This window comes from Deinococcus grandis, assembly GCF_001485435.1.
Lineage (GTDB): Bacteria > Deinococcota > Deinococci > Deinococcales > Deinococcaceae > Deinococcus > Deinococcus grandis.
On sequence record NZ_BCMS01000001.1, the window covers coordinates 2180630 to 2202239 of the forward strand.

The window sequence follows — 21610 nt, forward strand, 5'->3', positions numbered from 1 at the left end:
TCTGCCACACTGGAATCCGACGCGCAACACTCTGCACCGCCACCCCGGCACGGGCCGGAGGTCGTAGCATTTCTGGACGCGCTGCCCAGCGCCACCGGAGGTTTCCCAGTCATGACGCCCCAGTCCACCACGCCCCCCACCCGCGACCAGATCCTGCAGCAGCTGCAGGAAGCGGAAGTCAAGTTCCTGCGCCTCCAGTTCACCGACATCCTCGGCACCACCAAGAACGTCGAGGTGCCCAAAAGCCAGTTCGCCAAGGCCCTGAACGGCGACGTCACCTTCGACGGCAGCGCCGTGGAAGGCTTCACCCGCGTCGAGGAGAGCGACATGCTCCTGCGCCCCGACCTGGGCACCTTCCTGATCTACCCGCAGTTCTCCCGCGAGGAAGGCGAACGCGGCAAGGTCGCCCGCCTCATCTGCGACGTGGCCCTGCCCGACGGCACCCCGTTCGACGGGGACCCCCGGCAGGTCCTCAAGCGTCAGATCGCGCGCGCGCAGGCCATGGGCTTCGAGATGTTCGTCGGAACCGAACCCGAATTCTTCCTGTTCGAACGTTCCCCCAGCGGCGTCGGCACCACCGTCACGCACGACAAGGCCGGGTACTTCGACCTCGCCCCGATCGACAAGGGCGAACGCATCCGCCGCGAGATCACCAACAAACTCGTCGAGATGGGCTTCGAGATCGAGGCCGCCCACCACGAGGTCTCCCCCGGCCAGCACGAGATCGACTTCCGCTACGCCCCCGCGCTGGAAACCGCCGACCGCATCGCCACCTTCAAGTTCGTGGTCAAACGCGTCGCGCTGGAATACGGCCTGCTCGCCAGCTTCCTGCCCAAACCCCTCCCCGGCGTGAACGGCAGCGGCATGCACTGCCACCTCAGCCTGTTCAAGGGCGGCACGAACGCCTTCGCGGACCCCGGCGGCGAGCACGGCCTGTCCCGCACCGCGCAGCAGTTCATCGCGGGCCTGCTCGACCACGCGGGCGCGATGGTCGCCATCACGAACCCCCTCGTGAACAGCTACAAGCGCCTCGTACCGGGCTTCGAAGCCCCCGTGAACGTCGCCTGGAGCACCAGCAACCGCTCCGCGCTGATCCGCATTCCCGCCAAGCGCGGCAACTCCACCCGCGCCGAAGTCCGCATGCCCGACCCGAGCTGCAACCCGTACCTCGCGCTGGCCGTCATGCTGGCCGCCGGACTGGACGGCATCGAACAGGACATGGAACCCGCCCCCGCCATCCAGCGCAACATCTTCAAGATGACCGTGCGCGAAAAACGCCACCACCGCGTCAAGGAACTCCCCAGCGACCTGCGCGAAGCCGTGGACGAACTGGAAAAAGACGACGTGCTGCGCCGCGCACTGGGCGAACACGTCCTGGATCACTTCGTGGAAGCCAAACGCGCAGAATGGCGCGAGTACAACGCCACCGTCCACGCCTGGGAACTGGAACGGTACCTCGACCTGATCTGATAGACCACTCCCTCCCATCCTCCCCCCTCAAGGGGGAGGGGCAGAGTGGAACTCGGGCGACGTCCTTCGTCGTGATCAGTGAAAGGTGCAGCAGAGAGACAGGGGCACCCGGTGTCCCCTGTTTCTCTTTTACTGACGGGTGTCGTCGTTGCCGGTCGTGCCGAAGCTGGTGCCGGTCGCGGGCGTGGTCGCGTCCGCCTGATCCTGCCCGTCGGTGACGTGCGCGGTGGCCGTGTCCGTCTCGGTCATGCCGCTCTCGGAGTTGTCCGCATAGCCACTGCGGTCGCTCATGCCGTTCCCGGCGTCGGTGGGTAGGCCGCCCTGCCCCGCGCTGTCCTGCTTGGTGTCGTCGCTCATGCCCCACTCTCCCCCACCAGTGACGGGGCGGGGATGAGCGGGGCGTGCGGGAACCTTGAGACCGGGATCAGGCGATCAGCGGGTGCAGGTCGCCCGTGCTGACGAGGGCCAGCCAGTGCAGCGCGCGGCTGGCGGACACGTACAGCAGGCGGCGTTCGTACTCGGTGCTCTCGTCGTACGTGTCGGCGTTCGCGCTGGCGACGATCGCGGCGCTGAACTCCAAGCCCTTGGCGAGGTTCACGGGCAAAATCACCAGTCCGCCCCGGAAGCGGTGCTCCTGCGTGGTGATGGGCTGCGCGTCCGTGTCGAACTCGCGCAGGGCTTCGGCCATGCGTTCGGCGTCCACGCCGCGGCGGGTGACGATGGCGATGTTGGTGTGTCCGGCGGCCTGCGCGTCCTTCACGGCCCGCGCGATCAGCGGGAGTTCCCCGTCCGGCCCGGCGGGCGCCGTGTAGCGCTGCACCTCGGCGCCGTCACGGTCGACGCCCTGCACGGCGGCGGCGCGGTTGTACGTCGCGGCGATCCGCGCGCCCAGTTCCGTGATCTGCCGGGTGGAGCGGTACGTGCGGCCCAGCGTCAGCACCTGCGCGCCGGGCAGTTGCGCCTGCACGGCCTCCCAGGAGCTGGGACCCTTGTAGCCGTGCATGCCCTGGTTCATGTCGCCCAGCGCCGTGATGTGTCCGGGACGGGTGGCGCGGCCCAGCAGGGCGTACAGCAGCGGCGAGTAGTCCTGAGCCTCGTCCAGCACGACGTGATCGAAGGGTTCCAGCGTGCGCCCGTCCAGCCGCCCGATGCCGCCCGTGAAGGCCTGCACGGCCAGCATCAGAGGGATCTCCGTGACGTCCGCGTGCGCGCGGCGCGGGGTGGGAATCCCGCTGAGGGGATCGGTGCCCAGCAGCGCGATCTCCCGCTCGGTCAGCAGGCCGCTCGCGGCGAGTTCCGCCGGGCTGCCCAGCAGGCGGCGCGCCTCCGTGATGGGCGTGGTCGTGGCGAAGATGCGGCCCAGCAGGGTCGTCAGTGGCGTGGCCAGCTGGCGGCGGACGCTGGCCTCCTCGTCCTCGGGGACGTTCAGGGTTGACAGCGCGAGCGCCTCGATCGCGCGGCGCATCCCGGCCCGGTACCCGTCCAGGGGATCGGCGGCGAACACGTCGCGCAGCAGGGCAGCCAGGGCCGCCTCGTCCAGCGTGAACACCTGATCCTCCCGGCCGCGCAGCGCGACCGCTTCGCGCAGGCCCTGTCCGGCCAGCGCCGCGTTAAAGCGGTTCCAGAGGTGCGTGCGGACCACGTCCAGCATCCGCGCGTCGCCCAGCAGTTTCGCCTTGCGCCACGCCAGCGCCCGGCGGGTGTTGTCCCGGTCCGTCAGCAGCAGGCTGAGGGTGCGGTCCGTGACCTCCAGCTTCTCCAGGCCCAGCAGCCCGGTCGCCCAGGTTTCCGGCGTCGTGACGACCACGCGTTCGATCCCGAGTTCCGGCAGGATGCGCGCCGCGTACGTCGCCAGCACCCGGTTCGGCATGAGGACCATGCACGCCTCGGGCCGCGCCCGGTGCGCTCCGCGGTCCGCGTTCGTCATCCACGCCAGCCGGTGGAAGCCGATGGTCGTCTTCCCGGACCCCGCCGCACCCTGGATGATCACCGGGACGCCCGCCGGGTGCCGCATCGCGTCGTTCTGCTCCGGCTGGAGCGTCTCGACCACGTCCCGCATCCCGGCGGTGCTGCCCTCCTGCAGGCGGCGCAGCAGCACCTCCTCGCGGCCACCCGTGTCCCCGCCCTGCTCGTCGTCGTACAGGTCCGTCACGCGCAGCAGCGTCTTCTGACTCACGTCCAGCTGCCGCCGCCGCCGGATCACGCCCGCACTGCCGCGCCGGGGCGTCCAGCCCAGCGCCTGCGAGTAGAACAGGCTGCCGACCTCGCTGTCCCAGCTGACCACCGTGTGCGGCCCCTTCACGTCCCGGAAGCCGTGCTTGCCGACGTACAGCGTCTGCTCACGCCCCGCCACGCGCACCTTCAGGCTCCCGAAGTACGGCTGATGCACGTGCGGCGAGAGCATCGCCGCGAACTCCTCGGCCTGATCCCCCAGGATGATGCTCGTCTCCAGGTCCGCGCCCATCTGCCGGTCACGGTCCTCCCAGAACTCGATCTGACGGATCATGGCCGCCACCGTCCCCGACAGGTGATCCCTCTCCAGTTCAAAATCCGGGTGGGTTTCCGGACGCAATTCCGCAACAGGCATAACGCACAGGATACGGGAAAACAACAAAGAGGGCACCCGCAACAGGTGCCCTCACGCCGCCCGACCTTACTTGCTGCTCTTCTCGGGCGTGGTCCGCACGGCGAGCGCGGCGCTCTGCACGGCACCGTTCACCGAGAATTTGAGCTGCGCCGCTTCCGCATCGAGGGGCAGCACGTCGCTCAGGCTGGGCAGGTACTTGCTGAGGGTCGAACTGCTCGACGTCACCTTCTTCTGGGTGGGCGTGAAATCCGCCGCGACACTCACCTTGTACGTCAGGCGGACCTTGTCGTAGTACTGCACGTCGACGCTGCTCCCCACGAGGCGGGTCTTGATGACGGCGCGGCCGATCTCGGACTTGACCAGCACCACGCTGATGCCCTTCGGTGCGTCCACCGAGTCCAGCTTGATCCAGGACGCGCCGATATAGGGGTCGGGCACCTTGTCGCCGTCCGAACGAACCGTGCTGTAATCGAAGGTGACCTGATCGTAGTAGCGGTCCAGTTCGCTGCCGTCCTCGAAGGCCGTCCGGGGGTACGTCACCTGCACGAACGCGGTCTTGCCCGGCAGCACGGGGGCCGCCGCGTACGGCGAGGTCAGCTCGACGGGGTAGTTCTCCTGATCGCCACGCTGCATGGCGGTGCAGGCGGTCAGGGTGGTCAGGAGGGCGGCGGTCAGGGCGATGGTGCGCATACCGGCGGAGGTTAGCAGCCTTCATGGTTCTTGCCTGCCTCACATGAAGCACGCCCCCAGTTTATGAAGCCTTAAGGTAGGCGCGTGCTCCGACGCCTCCTGACCGCCGCGTGTCTCCTCTGCTCGACCGCTTCCGCCGAGGTCACCCTGGGCCTGAGTGCCGCTGCCGGGCCGGGCGTCGCGCAGGGCGGCGCGCACGCCTCCGTCCGGTCCGACTGGCGGGGCGGCGGGGCGTGGCGCGGCACCCTGGGCCTGGAGGTGTGGGCGCCCACCACGCTCACCCCGTGGGTCCGTGCGGACGTGACGTACCTGCGCGCCCTGCCGGGCAACCAGTACGCGGGCCTCGGCGTGGGCAGCGGCGTCCTGCTGTCGGGCGAGGGCACAGCCGGTGGCGTCCCCCTGTTCGTGTACAGTCCGCTGCTGGGCGCGAACGTGCACGGCGTGTACGGCGTCCACGTGAGCGGCGTGAACGTCGAGGGCCTCCTGCGGCTCGGCGGGCTGTCCGGCGTCGGCGTGCGCGTGGACGTGCCACTGCGCTGATGCACCGAACGTCCGCGGCGCCCTTGACCCTCTCCCCTGCCGTGTTCCACACTGTGCGTCAGGTGTTGATCCGCAGGAGTACCGCGCGCAGCGGCCAGTGAGCGAGCCCGTGACGGTGAGAGTCGGGCGGTGAGGCGGCGCGGGAAGGGCAGCGGGGAGCTGATCACAGACAAAAGTGCCAGTCGGCCGGGGATGCCGGGGCTGGAACTGGGGTGGAACCGCGCGTGTCCTCATGCGTCCCCAGACGAGCGAGTGCCGGGAACTGGCCGCCGTCTGGGGCTTTTTTCCGTCGCCTGCCCGAAAGGAGCACGTGATGCCTGCAACGTCGATGGAAGAACTCGTCAGCCTGTGTAAACGCCGGGGCTTCATTTTCCAGGGCTCGGAGATCTACGGGGGCCTTCAGGGTTTCTACGATTACGGCCCGCTGGGCGTGGAACTGAAGAACAACATCAAGGCCGCGTGGTGGCGCACGAACGTGTACGAGCGGGACGACATGGAGGGCCTGGACGCCAGCATCATCATGCACCGGCAGGTGCTGCGGCACAGCGGGCACGAGGCGACCTTCAGCGACCCGATGGTGGACAACAAGAAGAACAACAAGCGGTACCGTCTGGACCACCTCGTGAAGGATCAGAAGGCGGACGTGATCGCGAAGGTGGCCGAGGCGATGGGGCAGAGTGCGGAGAACTTCCCGGCGGTCGTGGCGGCGCTGAACGCGAACCCCGCGCAGGCATCGCAGGCGCTGAGGGACGCGGGCGTGCGTGACCCGTTCAGCGGTGAGGTGGGCGAGTGGACCGAGCCCAAACCCTTCAACATGATGTTCAAGACGACCATCGGCCCGGTCGCGGATGACGAGAGCTACGGCTACCTGCGTCCCGAGACCGCGCAGGGGATCTTCACGAACTTCAAGAACGTCGTGGACAGCACCAGCCGCCGCCTGCCGTTCGGCATCGCGCAGATCGGCAAGGCGTTCCGCAACGAGATCACGCCCCGCAACTTCATCTTCCGCGTGCGGGAACTCGAGCAGATGGAGATCGAGTTCTTCTGCACGCCCGGCACGGACGAGGAGTGGCACGAACACTGGCTGGAGCGGCGCCTGAGCTGGTGGGAGGCGCAGGGCGTGCCGCGCAGCAAGATCGAGATCCTGGACGTGCCGAAGGAGGATCTGGCGCACTACTCCAAGCGCACCTACGACCTGATGTACGACTACCCCACCCTGGGGCACGAGGAGATCGAGGGCATCGCGAACCGCAGCGACTACGACCTCGGGTCGCACACGAAAAACCAGAGCGAACTGGGGCTCGTGGCGCGCGTGGAGGAGAACCTCGACTCCATCGCCAAGCTGACCATTCCGCACCCGGAGACGAACAAGCCGGTCGTGCCGTTCGTGATCGAACCGTCCGCCGGGGTGGACCGCGCCATGCTGGCCGTCCTGAGCGAGGCGTTCACCAAGGAGACGCTGGAGAACGGCAACGAACGCATCGTGCTGAAACTCAGGCCGCACCTCGCGCCGATCAAGGTGGCCGTGATTCCGCTGGCGCGCAACAAGGCCGAACTGGTCGACCTGGCCCGCTCCATCAAGAACGACCTGCAGAAGCTCGGGCTGGGCCGCATCCTGCTGGAGGACAGTGGGAACATCGGCAAGGCGTACCGCCGCCACGACGAGGTCGGTACGCCCTACTGCGTCACCGTGGACTTCGACACCGTCGGCAAGGGCGAGGACGCCAGCCTGACCGACACCGTCACCATCCGCGACCGCGACACGCTGGCGCAGGAACGCGTGAAGATCAGCGAGCTCAGCGCTTACCTGCAGGCGAAGCTGCGGTGAGCGTCCCCGCCGATCACCTCGTGCCGTACCTGAGCGCCGTGGAACTGGCGGTGCTGGGCGTGTACGCCGTCCACCCGGACCTGACGGACGCGATGGTGGACAGCGCCTACGAGGAACTGGTGCGCCGCTACCGCGCCGAGGCCACGAACTACCCCTTCACGCCGGGGAAACTGGACGGTCTGCGCGCCGAGGTGCACGACGCGGCGCTGCGCGGCCTGACGCTGCGCCTGTCGCAGCCCGGCGATCATCCGGGCCCGGAGGAACTGCGTCTGGCGGTGGGTCGCCTGCGCAGCAGCGTCAAGACCTGGACGCGCGCCGGTGGGCGGCAGGGGTACCTGCACTTCCTGGAGCGGGAGATCGGCGACCTGAGCGTCGACGACGAGGAGTAACGGCAGCACGGGAGAGGGGGACGCGCCACTGGCCGTCCCCCCCTCTTCTGACTGTCTGGGGTCAGTGCTGGTGGTCGCCCATATCCATGCCACCCATCCCGCCGGGCGCGGGCAGCGGCTGCGCGCCCCGGTCCTTCAGCAGGCGGGTCATCAGGGTGATCTCGGCGCTCTGCGCGGCCTGGATCTGCCGGGCGAGGGCCTGTACCTCGGGCCGCACGCCGCTTTCCAGTGCGGGGGGGACCATCGCCAGGGCGCCCTGGTGGTGGCGGGTCATGAGTTGCAGGAAGGTCACCTCGGCCTGCTTCTCGGGCTGGGTGCTGATGGTCGCCACCTCGGCCTGGGTGGCCATGCCCATCATGCGGGCGTGCTCGGCGCTCATGCCGTCCCCGGCCCAGGGGCGGCCCCAGAGGGTCAGCCAGCCGCGCATCTGCCCGATCTGCTCCTGCTGGCCCAGCATGATGTCCAGCGCCAGGCTGCGTAGTTCCGGGTCTGTGGTGGTGTCGCGGACGCGGGTCGCCATGTCGATGGCCTGCGTGTGGTGCTGGATCATCTCGCGCACGAAGCGCACCTCGCGGCTGTCCTCGGCGGGATTGATCAGGCGCGGGGCGAGCAGCAGCGCGGCCGCGACGGCGGCGAGCAGGACGGCAATGAACGGGAGGGCGCGGCGCAGGTTCACGCCCGCGAGTATAGGGGCGCGTTCATGAGGCCCAGTGCTCTCCATGCGGCCCGCTACACTGCCCCGGATGACTGGGGAGCGGTGGCGGAACGTGGCGGGCGGCGTGGCGGTGGGCGCGGGACTGGCGGTGCTGGCCGCGTTCCTGGGCGAGGTCCGCGCCCCGGCAGGGGTGCTGCTGGGCGTGATCGTGGCGGGCGGCGTGGCGGGGGCGTTCCGGCCCGGCTGGGCAGTCCTGCGGGTCGGGGCGGGCGCGCTGGCGGTGCTGATCGCCGCCTGCCTGCTCACGCCCGTGCTGCGCGGGCCGCTGGCGTCCCTGACCCTGCGCGAGTCCCCGGTGAAGGCGGACGCCATCGTGGTGCTGGGCGGCGGCGTGCAGTGCGGTAGCCGCACGCTGGAGGTCAGCAGTCAGGCACGCCTGCTCCGTGGCCTGGAGCTGTGGCGGGCCGGGTACGCCCCCGTCCTGACCCTCTCGGAGCAATCCGGGCTGATCGGGCCGCGCGACTGCCCGAAAATCGACGCGCTGGAACGCGAGATGATCCGCGCGCTGTACCCCTCGGGCGGCCCCACCCTGGTCACGCTGAGGAACGTCACGACCACCCGTGACGAGGCGGCCCGCGTGCGCGACCTGGCCCGGGCGCGCGGCTGGACACGGGTGCTGCTCGTCACGTCACCCAGTCACTCGCGCCGCGCTGCCGCGCTGTTCCGCGCACAGGGGGTGACCGTCGTCAGTGTGCCCGCCCAGGAGTGGCGCTTCGATCAGGCCCTCATACAACCCAGTGACCGCCTCGTGGCCCTGCGCGTCCTGCTGTACGAGAGTCTGTCGCGCGTGAAGGCCGCGCTGGGCGGCACGCCGGAACGCTGACCTTCGGTTCGGCGGGTCTGCATCAGGTGCGGTCTCGGCTGCGGAGCGGGACGTGTAGGGTGCGGCTGTCATGGTGGCAACCCCGACGCATCTCGCCACACTGGCGACACTGATCCTGGCCCTGCTCCTGCCGTTCTTCCGTGCAGGTCGCGCCGCGCGGGGGGCGGCCCCTGTGGAGGACGATCCTCTGCTGATGATCCTGAAGTCGTGGCTGCGGACGGTCCTGCTGTGCGTTGGCGGGGCGGTGGTGATCCCGTTCTCGCCGCTGGGCGGGGTCGCGTTGATCTGGGGTGCGGCCCTGTTCGGTGAGGGAGCGGCGTCCACGTCGTTCATGGTGTGGATCTACGCGATTCCTCTCGGGGGTGCGGCCCTCGGCGTGCTGGGAAGCGCCCTGTGGGAACTGGGGTTGCTCTGGTCGGGCCGGGCCCGGGGTCGTGACTGATAGGCCGTCCGTGAGGTGACTGGCTCCGTGAAGCCCCAGCGCACACTTGCCCGCCCCTGCTTCCCGTACACTGCGCGGTTGTGAGTGAGCGTGTGACGGTGATCGGTGGGGGTCTGGCGGGGTCGGAGGCGGCGCTGGCGGCCGCGCGGCTGGGCGTGCGGGTGCGCCTGCACGAGATGCGGCCGGTGAAGATGACGCCGGCGCACCGCAGTGGGAATTTCGCGGAGCTGGTGTGCAGCAATTCCCTGGGCGGCGAGGGCGAGTTGCAGAGCAAGGGTCTGCTGCAGGCCGAGCTGCGCAGTGTGGGCGGCGCGATCGTGGGCGCGGCGGACGCCTCCAAGCTGCCCGCCGGGAACGCGCTGGCGGTGGAACGGGACGAGTTCAGTGCGCGCGTGACGGCGGCGGTGCGTGAGCATCCACTGATCGAGGTCGTGGAGGGTGAGGTGGAGGCCGTGCCGGACGGGATCGTGGTGATCGCGTCGGGGCCGCTGACGTCGGACGCGCTGGCAGCGGACGTGGCACGCCTGACCGGCAGTGAGCGCCTGAGCTTCTACGACGCGGCGGCGCCCGTGATCGCGTTCGACAGCATCAACATGGACGTGGCGTGGCGCGCGGGGCGGTACGAGCAGAGCGCGGATTACATCAACTGCCCGTTCACGAAGGACGAGTACCTGGCGTTCTTCGGGGCGCTGGAGCAGGCGCGCAGTCACACGCCGCACGACTGGGAGAAGCTGGAGTTCTTCGAGGGCTGCATGCCCATCGAGGAGATCGCCCGCCGCGGCATCGACACGCCCCGCTTCGGGCCGATGTCCCCCAAGGGCCTGGACGATCCGAAGACCGGGCGCTGGCCGTACGCGGTCGCGCAGCTGCGTCAGGAGGACCGCGAGGGCCGCATGTGGTCGCTGGTGGGCTTCCAGACGGGCCTGAAGTGGGGGGATCAGAAGGCGGTCGTGAACCTCATCCCGGGCCTGGAGGGCGCGGAGATCGTCCGGTACGGCGTGATGCACCGCAACACGTACCTGAACGCCCCGCTGGTCCTGGAATCCACGCTGCAACTGAAGGCCGACCCGACGAAACTGGTCGCGGGCGTCCTGGCGGGCACCGAGGGGTACCTGGAATCGGCAGCGACCGGCTGGCTGGCGGGGACGAACGCGGCGCGCCTCGCGCTGGGCCTCCAGCCCCTCACGCCGCCCGCCGAGAGCATGCTGGGCGGCCTGACCCGTTATCTGGCGAGTGCGAACCCGAAGGGCTTCCAGCCCATGAACGTGAACTGGGCGCTCGTGCCGGAACTGCCCGCCGAGATCAACGAGAAGACCGGCAAGCCCCGCAAGCTCGGCAAGCGCGAGAAACGCCCCGTGATGTTCCGCCGGGGCCTGAACGCGTTCATGACGTGGGCTCAGGCGGAGGCGGGCCTGACGGTCACGCCTCCCCAGGTGCGGGAAGCGGAGGTCGTGGGCGCAGAGGGCTGATCACCAGACCGTCAGGGAGGCCGGGGCGACTGCTCCGGCTTCCGCGTCTTATTGGTAGTCCGTTGACTCGGGCAAAGTTTGCTGTCCTAGACGGTATTCAGGCTACATACATCGGGAGTGGTCGACCCTGGCCGACCCGATCCAGCAACAGGAAGAGTGGCCGAGGTGGTCGCTCCGTGGAAAAGGCCCGCCAGGCTTGCCACACCCAGACGAACGGCTCCAACCACAATCGCACCTGATGCAGCAGCGTGCTCCACTTGGGCGGATGCCGTGCATCCGCCCGCTGAGATGTCTCACTGAACTGGATAGAGTTTGGTGGAGGGTAAGTTCAGTGTGATCCACACTGGAGGACAGAATGTCCGTACCCAAGCAGCAATTCACCGCTGAGTTCAAACAAGAAGCCGTCCGGTTGGTTCGCACGACCGGAAAGAGTTGCGCCCAGATTGCCCGCGATCTCGGCGTTCCCCCTCACTACGTCGTCCGGTGGAAGCAGCAGCAGGACACCCAGACGGCCTCCGGCCGCCCAGCCTTCACCGGGCGGGGAATCCCCGCCCTTTCACCACAGGAGGCTCGCCTTAAGGAACTGGAGCGGGAGCTGGAAATTGCACGACAGGAACGGGATATCCTGAAAAAAGCGCTGGCCTTCTTCGCCAAGCAACCCTGATCTTCAGGTTCATCGAGCGGCACCACGACGAGTTTCCAGTCGAGCTGATGTGCCGGATTCTGGACGTGAGCATCAGCGGGTACTACGCTGCGCGGGGAAGGCCGGAGAGCAAGAGGATCTCAAAAGACCGCGTGCTGATCGAGAAAATCAGGACCAGCTTCGAGGAAAGCCGGGGAACATACGGGGCGCTGCGCATCCAAGCCGACCTGAAGGCACAGGGAGAGCAGGTCAGTCGTCAGCGGATCAGGCGGCTCATGCGACAAGCACAGCTTGTCGCGCGTGGAAAGCGGAAGTTCCGGACGACGACGAAGGCGAAATCTTCGCGCCCAGTCGCAGAAAACATTCTTGATCGGGTGTTCACTGCGGACGGCCCGAATCAGAAGTGGGTCACGGACATCACGTATGTCCCCACCCGTGAAGGCTGGTTGTACCTGGCGACGGTCATGGACCTGTACTCGAGGAAAATTGTCGGCTGGGCGCTGAATGAGCGACTTCAGACGCCGCTGGTCACAGCGGCGTTGGAGATGGCGGTGGCTCGTCGGAACCCACCAGGCGGACTCCTGCATCATTCGGATCGAGGGAGCCAGTATACGAGCGATGTGTACCAGCAGGCGCTGGACAGATTGCAGGCCGTTCAGAGTATGAGCGAGGCAGGAGAATGCTGGGATAACGCTGTCCAGGAAAGCTTTTTTGCGACATTGAAGACGGAGATGGGGCTTGGCGAAGCGCAGTGGGACCGTGCCCAGACACGGACAGAGGTGTTCGAGTGGATTGAAGTGTTCTATAACCGTCGCCGTCGTCACTCGTCGTTGGGGTATCAGTCACCGACGGCCTTCGAGGAGCAGGCTTACATCCTGAACTGAGGCTCCACCAAACCCTTGACAGATCATCCAATGTCGGCGAAGAGCCATGTCTGACCGGGCCTGACAGTGCGTCCACCCCAGATGCTGTTTCACCTCTCGGTACGCCTGCTCAATCCGGGGGCGCCGGGCATACAGCAGTGCCACCTCCAGTGAGGCCGCCGGAGTCACCGGGACGCGTCCCGGTGACCTGTCCTTCTCGCTCTCCCGAACATTGGTGATGAGGTATTCCGTCGTCTCATGCGGCAGTTTGACTGGGTCAGGCGTCACCACAATCAGGCGAAGAGCGCGTCCAGGCCCGTACGGCCCACCGCTCACTTCTGCCCGCCAGAACACGCGTTCTGTACCGTCAGCGAACGTCCTCTTGAACGGCTGCCAGTCGGTTGGCACTGCCCGCAGCGCCAAGTCTTCCACCCCTCCAGGTTGACCCTGCTCATGCCACCACGCATACGAACTCGGCAAAGACAGCACAAATGGGATCGCAGAGGTGAGCAGTGACTTCACGAACAGCTCGTTCCGCCCATACAGGCAATCCGCCACGACCGCGCGGTACGGCCAATCATGCCGAACAGCCTCAATCAACTCCACCGCCAGTTGAGGCTTGGTGCGAAAAGCCGGGTCATTGGTCTTGCGCGGGAAGTGATGCGCGGGCGTGTAGGGACGCAATTGCAGAGGGAAATAGGCCTGCGGCGTGTCATACAGCACGTGTACAGAGACGATGCCCGAGTCGACTTTGCCCAGGCTGCCCAGATACTGCCGCCCGACATGGGCGGTGTGGGTTCCGTACTTCCGGTCACCCGTCTCATCGATGACCAAAACAGCATCAGCTGAGGGTGCCGTTGCCGATCCGCGACGCATGAGCTCCAGACGAGCGTGATGGAGCTCATCCGGATTCCAGGTGCTTTCGGACAGGAACCATTGCAGTCGCTGAGCTGCTTTGTGCTGGCTTCCGGCCTTCCCTGGGGCTGTATGGGCGATGCCCGTCGCTGTTGTGTGTCGCTCGGTACCGAGGAGAAGTCCTTGCAGGTACAGGCGCAGCGCTTCGCGCTGCGTGGGCCGATGAAACACATGATCCAACTGGGTGCAGTAGGCGTCCAGTGGATCAGGCACCACGCGATCCTGGGTCATGACCCAGTGTGCGCTTTCGGCCAGTCAACGGACTACCATTATACGGCCTCCGGTTGAAAGGTTTGCAAAATCTCTCAACCCGAGCGGACTCGGAGAGCTGCGCAGCAGAGCGAGCAGGAGAAAAACGGGTTCCGGGCGTGGAGTTGGCAACCCGGTGTGGTTCCGGGTTGTGAACGAAACAGACGGATTCCGTCTTACAGCCCCGGGTACTGCCGCAGTTCGATCCGGTACGTGCCCGCCTCGTCCTCTCGCCATGCGAGCGTGAGGGTCCCGTCGGGCGCGGTGGTGAGGCTGGGGCTGCGGGCGTCGCGGCGCGGGTCGCGGTTCTGGACGCCCCTGTGGGTCCATGACTGGCCGGTCCAGCGGGCGAGGTGCACCTGCCCGGTCCCGTTCACTTCCTCCACCCAGGCGAGGGCGGCGTGCCCGGTCGTGTCGGTGCTGAGGCTGGGGGCGGTGGCGAAGCCCTGGCTGACCTGCGAGCCCATGGGTTGCCAGTTCTGCCCGTTCCAGCGGGCGGCGTAGAGGGTGTCCTGCCCGGCGTGGTCCTCGATCCACGCGGCGATGGGGCGGTCCTGCCCGTCCAGCACGAGGCGCGTGGCCGCCACGTACCCGGGCGCGTGGCGGTTCAGCGGTCCGCCGAGCGGCTGCCACGTCTGCCCGTTCCAGCGGGCGGCGAGGACGCGGCTGGCGGTGACCTCGCCCTGCAGCCACGCGACGATGGGCTGCCCGGCGCGGGTGACGGTCAGGGCGGGCGTGCGGGAGAACTGCGTGCGGTCGTTGTAGCGCGGGCCGCGCACCCAGCTCTCCTGCGTGTCGTTCCAGGTGCGGACGGTCAGCTGGCTGCCGCCGGGGTCGCGCAGCCACTCGCCCCAGGCGAGCAGCGGCTGGCCCTTCCACAGGGCGACGGCGCGGGTGCGGGCGGCGTACGGGAGGTCGTCGCCCAGGTAACGGTCGCCCCAGTCGGTCCAGGTGTCGCCGCTCAGGGCGCGGAATTCCACCACGTCGTTGTCGCCGTAGTTCTCGTTCCAGGCGAGCAGCGCGCCGCCCTGCGCGTCGGTGGCGAGGTTCAGACTGGCGATCGGGCGCGGCTGCCGGTAGTTGAGGATGTCGCCGATGGGCGTCCAGCCGCCGGGGCCGCCCGCCCAGGTGCGCAGCACGCGGGCGGTGGAGGTCCCGCGCCCGCTGTTGAAGCGGCCGTTGTCGATGATGGCGGCCAGCAGCAGGGTGCCGTCCGGCCGCGCGGCGACCGCGAGTTCACGCACCGGCGCGCGGGTGTCCGGCGGCAGGAGGGACCGGGCGGGGGGCTCGCCACCCCCGGCCAGGGCGGAGGCGAGGAGCAGGGCAGGCAGGAATCGCGCGGGGCGGGTCATGGGGAACCTCCGGGGGGCGGGGTGGGCTGACCGGATTGTTTCTCACGTGCTGCACGCACCACAAGGGGCGGACGGTGTTCTATGGTGTGGGCGTGAAGCTTGACAGGGTGCTGGTGTACGGGTTGGGCCGCAGTGGGCGCGGGGCAGCGCGTTTCCTGGCGCGCGCGGGCGTGCGGGGGGAGTGGCTCGACGCGCGTCCGGGCGCGGAGGACGAAGCGCTCATGGATGAACTGAGCTGGGCGCGTGGGGACGCGGGCGGCGCGTATGACGTGGTGGTGGCCGCGCCGGGCGTGCCGATCGATCATCCGGACCTGCTGGCCCTGCAGGCGCGCGGCGCGGAGGTGATCGGCGAGGTGGTCCTGGCCGCCCGCCTGCGCCCGGCGCTGCCGATGGTGGGGATCACCGGAACGGCCGGGAAGGGCAGCACGACGGTGCTGGTGGCGGGGCTGCTGCGCGCGGCGGGCCTGAACGCCCGCGAGGGCGGCAACATTGACCCGCCGCTACTGGACGTCGTGGACAGCGCCGAGGTGGCGGTGGTGGAACTGTCGAGCTTCCAGCTGGAGCGCGTGCCTGGGCTGAGGCTGCCGGTGGCGGTGGTCACGAACCTGGGCGTGGATCATCTCGACCGGCACGGGACAGTGGAGGCGTACCACGCAGCGAAGCGGAACATCACGGCAGGTCAGGAGGCTGGGGACGTGCTGGTCGTGCCGGAAGGGCTGAGTGTGCCGACCCGGGCGCAGGTGCGGCCCTTCTCGCCGGACCGGATCGCGCTGGCCGATGGGACGCCGGTGCTGCTCAGCTCCGAGCTGCCCGAGGGGGTGCATCCGGCGAACGCGGCGGCAGCCGTGCTGGCGGCCGAGGCCCTGCTGGTTCACCTGGGCCGCCCGGTAGACGCGGGCGTGCTGGCCGGGGCGCTGCGCGCGGCGCAGCCGGTGTCCGGGCGCTTCGAGACGGTCGCGCGGATCGGGAACGTTCGTTTCGTGGAGGACTCGATCGCCACGCGGACCATCGCCGTGCAGGCGGCCCTGGAGCGCGCCGTGCCGCCGGTCGTGTGGCTGGTGGGCGGCCGGGACAAGGGTGCCGACCTCGCCCCTCTGCGTGAGGCGGCGGCCGGGCGGGTGGCGCAGGTCATCGCGTTCGGGGAGGACGGCGAGGCGCTCGCCCGGGCTCTGGGTCTTCCCTATCGGGTGGTCGCTGGTGCGGACGGTGAGGCGACCATGCGCGCCGCGGCTCAGGCTGGACTGGACGCGCTGAATGGCGAGGGCACCGTGCTGCTCGCCCCGATCGGCACGAGTTTCGATCAGTTCCGCGATTACAGGGCGCGGGGCGAGGCGTTCCGCCGCGCAGCACTGACCCTGGCGGGCGCGGAGGTGCAGGGATGAGCATCCAGCTGATCATCGCGCAGGTCATGCTGCTGTGCCTGGGCGTGCTGGGCGTCGCGACCGCCGAACCGGGCATGATCGCCGATCACGGTCTGAAGGCGCTGCTGGCGCTGGGGTTCACGCTGGCCATCGCGCGGCTGCGCCCCCGCGCGTTCCTGAAACTCGGTCCGCTGGTGTGGGGCGTGACGCTGTTTCTGCTGTTGCTCGTGCCGTTCATCGGGGTGGGCACCGCCGAGAGCGAGGCGACAAAACGCTGGCTGCAGTTCGGCCCGGTGCGGTTCCAGCCGTCCGAGATGGCCAAGCTGGGGCTGGTGCTCATGCTGGCGTCGTTCTTCGCGCGGCGCGGCGTGCACAACAAACTGATCAGCGCGACGGCCATGATCATGCTCACGACGTTCCTGGTGTTCATCGAGCCGGACCTGGGCACCAGCGTGCTGATGTTCGGGCTGGGGCTGGTGCTCATGTACGCGGCGGGCGTGCGGATCAGCAACATCAGCGGGTTCCTGCTGGCCCTGGTGCTGCTGGCCATCCCGGCCGCGGGCCTGTACCTGGAGAAACACCCGTACATCCTGTCCCGCTGGAACCAGCACTACTCCGCCGAGGAGGTCCGCGAGGCGGGCCTGGGGCAGATCGGCCTCGCGCACCGCGACCTGAGTTTCGGCGGGATTCCCGGTCAGGGTCCGGACGGCCTGCGGTACGTGTACTTCGGGGATCACACCGACCTGATCGTGGCGTCGGTGGGCTTCTCGTCGGGCCTGCTGGGCGTGGCGATGCTGCTGTTCGCGTACTGGCTGATCGTGGTGACGGCGCTGGACGTCGCGCATCTGGCCAGCCGGGTGCGGCCCATGACGCCCGAGATTCACGGGGCGAGCATCCTGGCGATCGGGGCGATGTTCATGATCGTCGGGCAGGCGTTCGTGAACCTGTGCGTCGCGGCGGGTCTGTTCCCGGTGACGGGCGTGCCGCTGCCCCTGGTCAGTTACGGCTTTTCCAGCATGCTGACCATGAGTGTCGCGCTGGCCGTGATCCACTCCGCGATGCGGGAGGTGCGGCGGCAACTGAGTGGGCTGGACGCCCAGGACGCGCAGGCGCCCCTGCCCGCACCGGCCCCCGCCACCGACTGATAGGGGATTCACTTGAATCCCGTATGACGCACAGGTACAACAAGGGCCCCCTCGCTCTGGAGGGGGCCCTGTACGTTTCCGGGGTCAGCCCGGGATGCGCAGGCGGTCGCCGGGGTGGATCAGGTCGGGGTTGCTGATGTTGTTGTAGTGCGCGATCTTCTTGTACTGCATGGGGTCGCCGTAGAACTTCTGCGCGATGGCGGACAGGCTGTCGCCGGGTTTCACGGTGTACACGGTGTCGCCGGAGTCCTGGTCCTTCTCCTTGGCCAGTTCCTTGGCGCCCTGGGCGACGCGGACGCCGCTGATGTCCACGCCGCTGACGCCGTCCACGCCACGCGCGACCTGTTCCAGCAGGCGCTTCTCGTGGTCGTTGTCGACCACGCCGCGCAGGATGACGCTGCTGCCGCTCTGGAGGACGTCGATGGGGTCGTCGGCCAGTTCGCCGTTGCTGCGGATGGCGCTCAGGACGGCCTTGGCGACGCGGCTGCGGTCCTCGGCCTGTTTGATCTCGGTGTCCATATCGGTGCTGTCCGCGCTGGCGTTCATGTTGCCGGTGGTCGGGGCGATCTCGGTGACGGTCGCCTGCGGCGCGGCGGGTGCAGGCTGGGCGGGGGCGGCGGCCTCTTCCTGGGCGGTCACGCCGGACAGGTCAACCGTCTTGACGCCGTTGATCCCCTCGGCGATCACGCGGATCAGATTCATGTAGCGAGAGTTGGGCACCATGCCGCTCACGCTGACGGTGCCGCCGCGTTCCTGCACCTGCAGGCCCAGGTCCTTCAGTCGGGGTTGCTCGTTCAGCGCGTCTTTGACGCGGTCCGCTGTGCTCTTTCCGAATGGCCACATGCGCCGAGCGTACCCTGTAGCGCTCGGACGTGGTGCGCTGGATTGAGGTTTGGTGAAGTGCGCGGGTCAGGGCAGGTCGGGCTGCGTGATCCAGGTGTTCAGCAGGTCGGCGGCCTGTGGGCCGAGGACCGTGCGGGTCAGGTGCAGCAGGTCCTGTGGGCGGGTGGGCTGTCCGGCGCGGGTGCGGGTGTAGGTGTGCAGGAAGGTGCGGAAGGCGTCGTCGCCGACCTGGGTGCGCAGGGCGTGCAGGGCCAGGGCGCCTCTGGCGTAGGCGGTGGCGTCGAACATCTGGGTGCGGGTGGTGGCGGTCAGGGGGCGGGTGCCGGGGCGCAGGCGGTCGCGCCAGCCGCGCAGGAGCGGGGCTGTGTCCTGGCCCTGCGCCTGTGTCCACAGGAGTTCGGCGTAGGTGGCGAAGCCCTCGTTCAGCCAGGTGTCGGTCCAGCTGGCCAGCGGGACGGCGTTCCCGAACCACTGGTGGGCGATCTCGTGCACGATGACGCGTTCGCGGCTGGACCGGACCGGCATGGTGCTCAGGGTGGCGGTTTCCAGCGCGGGGAGGTCGGGCGTGACGACGACCGAACCGTACGTGCCGAAGGGGTACGGACCGAACCAGCCGCTCAGGGTGGTCAGGATGTCGCCGGTGCGGGCGTAGGGGGCTCGGATGGTGTCGGGGACGCTGGTGGGGAAGTAGTCGGTCAGCGTGACGCGCTGCCCGGCGGTCTCCACGGCGGGGCGGGCGGCGGTGTCGAGCGTGCCGACGCCGATGCCCAGCGCGTAGGTGGGGACGGGGGTGGTCAGGGTGAAGGTGACGCTGTGCGTGCCGTTCAGGTGGGCGCGGTCGGTGAGTCGGCTGCCGCTGGCGACAGCGGTGACGCCGCGCGGGAAGGTGAGGGTGGTGGTGAACGTGGCCGGGTCGGAGGGGTGGTCGTTGCAGGGGATGAGGCTGTGGGTGCCGTCGGGTTCGCTGAACGTGAAGTTCGCGCCGGGCTGGGTGGGGGTGGCGGGCACGCTCTGCCAGCCCAGCGTGATGTTCAGGGTGGGGTCGGGGACGCCCCCGGCGGGTCCGGCGGCGGTGACGCGGATGCGGGCGTCCCGGCCTGCGGGGAGGGCACGCTGGACGATCAGCTTGTCGGGGGTGATGTCCTGCCCGGTGGTGTGGCGGTACGGGACGGGCTGGCCGTTCCAGGTGACGTTCAGGACGCGCGGGCCGCTGTAGTCGAGCCGGACGTCGTTCAGGTCACGGTCCGCGCGGACGCTGAGGGTGGTGTCGCTGCGCAGGTCGGGGGTGCCGGGGGCAGGGACGGTCAGGCGCACGTCGTAGTGCTGGACGTCCAGTCCGGGTTGACCCAGCGTGGGGTACAGCGGGTCGGGCAGGACGTACGCCCGCGCACCCACCGCGCCCCCCGCGGTGACGGCGGCCGGGTGGGTCTGCGCGTGGCTGGGGGGGCTGGTGGTCAGCGTCAGGGCGGCCAGCGTCAGTGTGGGCAGCATCGGTGTGGCCAGCATCGGTGTGGGCAGCGTCAGTGTGGGCAGCATCGGTCTGGGCAGTGTCCTGGCGAGGAGGACCGGGGTGGTGGCGGCGGTCCGGCGGGATGGGGTCATGGTCCCCCGAGGATAGGCGGCGGGCGCGGCGGCCCGGCAGGGGGGCAGCGTGCGGGCGGTAGGGACCGTGATGGGGGGGGTAGTGGCTTGCGCCGCACTGGCCGGGTCATGCTGTTTCTCTCACGCGACTTTCAAGAAAGCGCAATCGGATTGCTATTTTGACCACCTTTTCAGCAATGATATAGACAGGTGGGCGTGGATTTCCGGGAAAGATTTCAAGTTCATTCATGAGCAACGCATTGACAGACCATCAAGGCGACCCTAGAATTGCGGCATCTCTACACCTAACCCCGGGCCCAGCGTGGCCTGAGGGTGACCCATATCCGGAGGACACATGAAGAAATCCGCGCTCAGCCTGACCGTTCTCGCCGCCCTCGCCCTGGGCACCGCCTCCGCGCAGACGACCATCAAGATCGCCAGCCTCAGCCCGCTGTCCGGCGGCCAGAGCGACCTGGGCACCCAGATCCGCAACGGCGCCCAGCTGGCCGTCAACGAGTACAAGGCCCAGTTCAAGAAACTCGGCTTCGACCTCGTCCTCGTGCCCTACGACGACCAGGCCGACCCCGCCACCGGCACCGCCGCCGCCCGCAAGATCGCCGCTGACCGCCAGATCCTCGCGGTCGTCGGCACCCTGAACAGCGGCGTGGCCATCCCCGCCAGCGCCGCGCTGGTCTCCAGCAAGGTCGCCATGGTCTCCCCCGCCAACACCGCCAACGGCGTGACCGACCGCGGCCTGAGCAACATGAACCGCATCGTCGCCCGTGACGACGCGCAGGGCCCCGCCGGCGCCAACTTCATCAGCGGCACCCTGAAGGCCAAGAAGGTCTACGTCCTGAACGACAAGACCGCCTACGGCGAAGGTCTGGCCAAGGAAGTCGAGAAGGCCCTGAAGGCCAAGGGCGTGACCGTCAGCGCCAACGAAGGCACCGAGGAGAAGAGCGACTTCTCCAGCATCGTCGCCAAGATCAAGCTCGCCAACCCCGACGCCATCTACTTCGGCGGCATCTACAACCAGGTGGGCGTGTTCATCAAGCAGCTGCGTGAAGCCGGCGTGCAGACCCCCGTGGTCGGCGGCGACGGCCTGGACAGCGGCGAGCTGCCCGTGATCGTCGGCGAGGCCAACGCGAACAACATCTACTTCACGACCGTCGCCGCGCCCCTGAGCGCGCTGCCCGCCGCGAAGGTGTTCGCCACCAACTACAAGAAGACCTTCAACGACGACGCCCAGGGCTTCGGCGCCTTCGGCTACGACGCCGCCAAGGTCGTCGTGCAGGGCGTGCTGAACGCCGTGCGCGCCAACGGCAACAAGGCCCCCAGCCGCGCCCAGGTCGAGAGCGCCATCCGCAAGGGCAGCTTCACGGGCCTGCTGTCCGGCAACGTGAGCTTCAACTCCGCCGGTGACCGCAAGGCCGCGACCCTGTACGTGATGAACGTCACCGCCGGGAAGTTCAAGCTCAGCACCAGTATTCCCGTCAAGCCCGTCAAGCAGTAATCCTGCCGGGCAGGTGTGTATAGACGCACCTGCCGCGGGGCAATTCACCTCCCCGTACCATCCTGGGGCCGGGCCGCGCGCCCGGCCTCTTGCCTTGATTCAAACGCCTGTTTGATCGGCGGGGCCGGACAGCACACCCGCGTCTCTTCGTGAAATGCATTACCATCCGGGATAACTGACGCAAAACTGACC

17 protein-coding genes and 3 pseudogenes are annotated in these 21610 nt (G+C 68.5%); 11 read left to right on the forward strand and 9 right to left on the reverse strand.

The window, feature by feature from the left end:
* The first annotated feature begins 111 nt into the window (after window positions 1-111).
* Window positions 112-1470, forward strand: a complete 1359-nt coding sequence (glnA, locus tag DEIGR_RS10680; protein WP_058977117.1) for a type I glutamate--ammonia ligase — start codon at window positions 112-114, stop codon at window positions 1468-1470.
* A gap of 129 nt (window positions 1471-1599) precedes the next feature.
* Here the strand turns inward: glnA and DEIGR_RS10685 are convergent, their stop codons facing one another.
* The 3 genes from DEIGR_RS10685 to DEIGR_RS10695 all read right to left on the reverse strand — a co-directional run bounded on the left by DEIGR_RS10685 (window position 1600) and on the right by DEIGR_RS10695 (window position 4747).
* Entirely contained in the window at window positions 1600-1827 is a 228-nt protein-coding gene (locus DEIGR_RS10685; protein ID WP_058977119.1) for a hypothetical protein, read from the reverse strand.
* Between the two features lie 67 nt (window positions 1828-1894).
* On the reverse strand, window positions 1895-4057 hold the full coding sequence (locus DEIGR_RS10690; protein ID WP_058977120.1) for a HelD family protein: 2163 nt from the start codon (window positions 4055-4057) through the stop codon (window positions 1895-1897).
* 66 nt (window positions 4058-4123) lie between these two features.
* Complete coding sequence (locus DEIGR_RS10695; protein ID WP_058977124.1) at window positions 4124-4747, reverse strand: hypothetical protein; 624 nt, start codon at window positions 4745-4747, stop codon at window positions 4124-4126.
* Between the two features lie 84 nt (window positions 4748-4831).
* On the opposite strand from DEIGR_RS10695, the gene DEIGR_RS10700 reads away from it, so the two are divergent.
* The 3 genes from DEIGR_RS10700 to DEIGR_RS10710 all read left to right on the forward strand — a co-directional run bounded on the left by DEIGR_RS10700 (window position 4832) and on the right by DEIGR_RS10710 (window position 7504).
* Entirely contained in the window at window positions 4832-5287 is a 456-nt protein-coding gene (locus DEIGR_RS10700; RefSeq protein ID WP_058977126.1) for a hypothetical protein, read from the forward strand.
* A 313-nt stretch (window positions 5288-5600) separates the two neighbouring features.
* A complete protein-coding gene (locus tag DEIGR_RS10705; protein WP_058977128.1) occupies window positions 5601-7115 on the forward strand; it encodes a glycine--tRNA ligase in 1515 nt (504 codons plus the stop codon).
* A complete protein-coding gene (locus tag DEIGR_RS10710) occupies window positions 7112-7504 on the forward strand; it encodes a hypothetical protein (protein ID WP_058977130.1) in 393 nt (130 codons plus the stop codon). Before DEIGR_RS10705 ends, DEIGR_RS10710 begins: the two co-directional genes overlap by 4 nt.
* A 61-nt stretch (window positions 7505-7565) precedes the next feature.
* Here DEIGR_RS10710 and DEIGR_RS10715 read toward each other — a convergent pair whose 3' ends face one another.
* Window positions 7566-8180: a DUF305 domain-containing protein gene (locus DEIGR_RS10715; RefSeq protein ID WP_236704723.1), complete on the reverse strand. Its 615-nt coding sequence runs from the start codon at window positions 8178-8180 to the stop codon at window positions 7566-7568.
* A gap of 67 nt (window positions 8181-8247) precedes the next feature.
* Between DEIGR_RS10715 and DEIGR_RS10720 the strand changes: the two genes are divergently transcribed.
* The 3 genes from DEIGR_RS10720 (at window position 8248) to trmFO (ending at window position 10953) form a co-directional block, all read left to right on the forward strand.
* Window positions 8248-9042, forward strand: a complete 795-nt coding sequence (locus DEIGR_RS10720; RefSeq protein WP_058977132.1) for a YdcF family protein — start codon at window positions 8248-8250, stop codon at window positions 9040-9042.
* Window positions 9043-9112: 70 nt separating this feature from the next.
* Window positions 9113-9484, forward strand: a complete 372-nt coding sequence (locus DEIGR_RS10725) for a hypothetical protein (protein WP_058977134.1) — start codon at window positions 9113-9115, stop codon at window positions 9482-9484.
* Between the two features lie 80 nt (window positions 9485-9564).
* Window positions 9565-10953 (forward strand): methylenetetrahydrofolate--tRNA-(uracil(54)-C(5))-methyltransferase (FADH(2)-oxidizing) TrmFO, encoded by a 1389-nt coding sequence (trmFO, locus tag DEIGR_RS10730; protein ID WP_269083796.1) that lies wholly within the window; start codon window positions 9565-9567, stop codon window positions 10951-10953.
* A gap of 97 nt (window positions 10954-11050) precedes the next feature.
* Here trmFO and DEIGR_RS21670 read toward each other — a convergent pair.
* Window positions 11051-11248: pseudogene (locus tag DEIGR_RS21670) on the reverse strand (IS701 family transposase); the annotation flags it as partial.
* A 60-nt stretch (window positions 11249-11308) separates the two neighbouring features.
* Between DEIGR_RS21670 and DEIGR_RS10740 the strand changes: the two are divergent.
* Window positions 11309-12480: pseudogene (locus tag DEIGR_RS10740) on the forward strand (IS3 family transposase).
* Window positions 12481-12489: 9 nt separating this feature from the next.
* On the opposite strand, the pseudogene DEIGR_RS19655 reads toward DEIGR_RS10740, so the two are convergent.
* A pseudogene (locus DEIGR_RS19655) lies at window positions 12490-13605 on the reverse strand (IS701 family transposase); the annotation flags it as partial.
* Window positions 13606-13799: 194 nt separating this feature from the next.
* Window positions 13800-14975 (reverse strand): hypothetical protein, encoded by a 1176-nt coding sequence (locus DEIGR_RS10750; RefSeq protein ID WP_058977143.1) that lies wholly within the window; start codon window positions 14973-14975, stop codon window positions 13800-13802.
* A 92-nt stretch (window positions 14976-15067) separates the two neighbouring features.
* Between DEIGR_RS10750 and murD the strand changes: the two genes are divergently transcribed.
* Together murD and DEIGR_RS10760 are read left to right on the forward strand one after the other, a co-directional pair.
* Window positions 15068-16357 (forward strand): UDP-N-acetylmuramoyl-L-alanine--D-glutamate ligase, encoded by a 1290-nt coding sequence (gene murD / locus DEIGR_RS10755; protein ID WP_058977144.1) that lies wholly within the window; start codon window positions 15068-15070, stop codon window positions 16355-16357.
* Window positions 16354-17481 carry an FtsW/RodA/SpoVE family cell cycle protein gene (locus tag DEIGR_RS10760; RefSeq protein ID WP_058977145.1) on the forward strand — a complete coding sequence of 376 codons (1128 nt, stop codon included), beginning with the start codon at window positions 16354-16356 and terminating at the stop codon, window positions 17479-17481. The genes murD and DEIGR_RS10760 overlap by 4 nt, the downstream gene beginning before the upstream one ends.
* A gap of 84 nt (window positions 17482-17565) precedes the next feature.
* Here DEIGR_RS10760 and DEIGR_RS10765 read toward each other — a convergent pair whose 3' ends face one another.
* Window positions 17566-18324, reverse strand: coding sequence for a BON domain-containing protein (locus DEIGR_RS10765; RefSeq protein WP_058977147.1), 759 nt, complete (start codon window positions 18322-18324; stop codon window positions 17566-17568).
* Between the two features lie 66 nt (window positions 18325-18390).
* A complete protein-coding gene (locus DEIGR_RS10770; protein WP_083524016.1) occupies window positions 18391-19926 on the reverse strand; it encodes a M1 family metallopeptidase in 1536 nt (511 codons plus the stop codon).
* Window positions 19927-20260: 334 nt separating this feature from the next.
* On the opposite strand from DEIGR_RS10770, the gene DEIGR_RS10775 reads away from it, so the two are divergent.
* Entirely contained in the window at window positions 20261-21418 is a 1158-nt protein-coding gene (locus DEIGR_RS10775) for a branched-chain amino acid ABC transporter substrate-binding protein (RefSeq protein ID WP_058977151.1), read from the forward strand.
* Window positions 21419-21610: the final 192 nt, after the last annotated feature.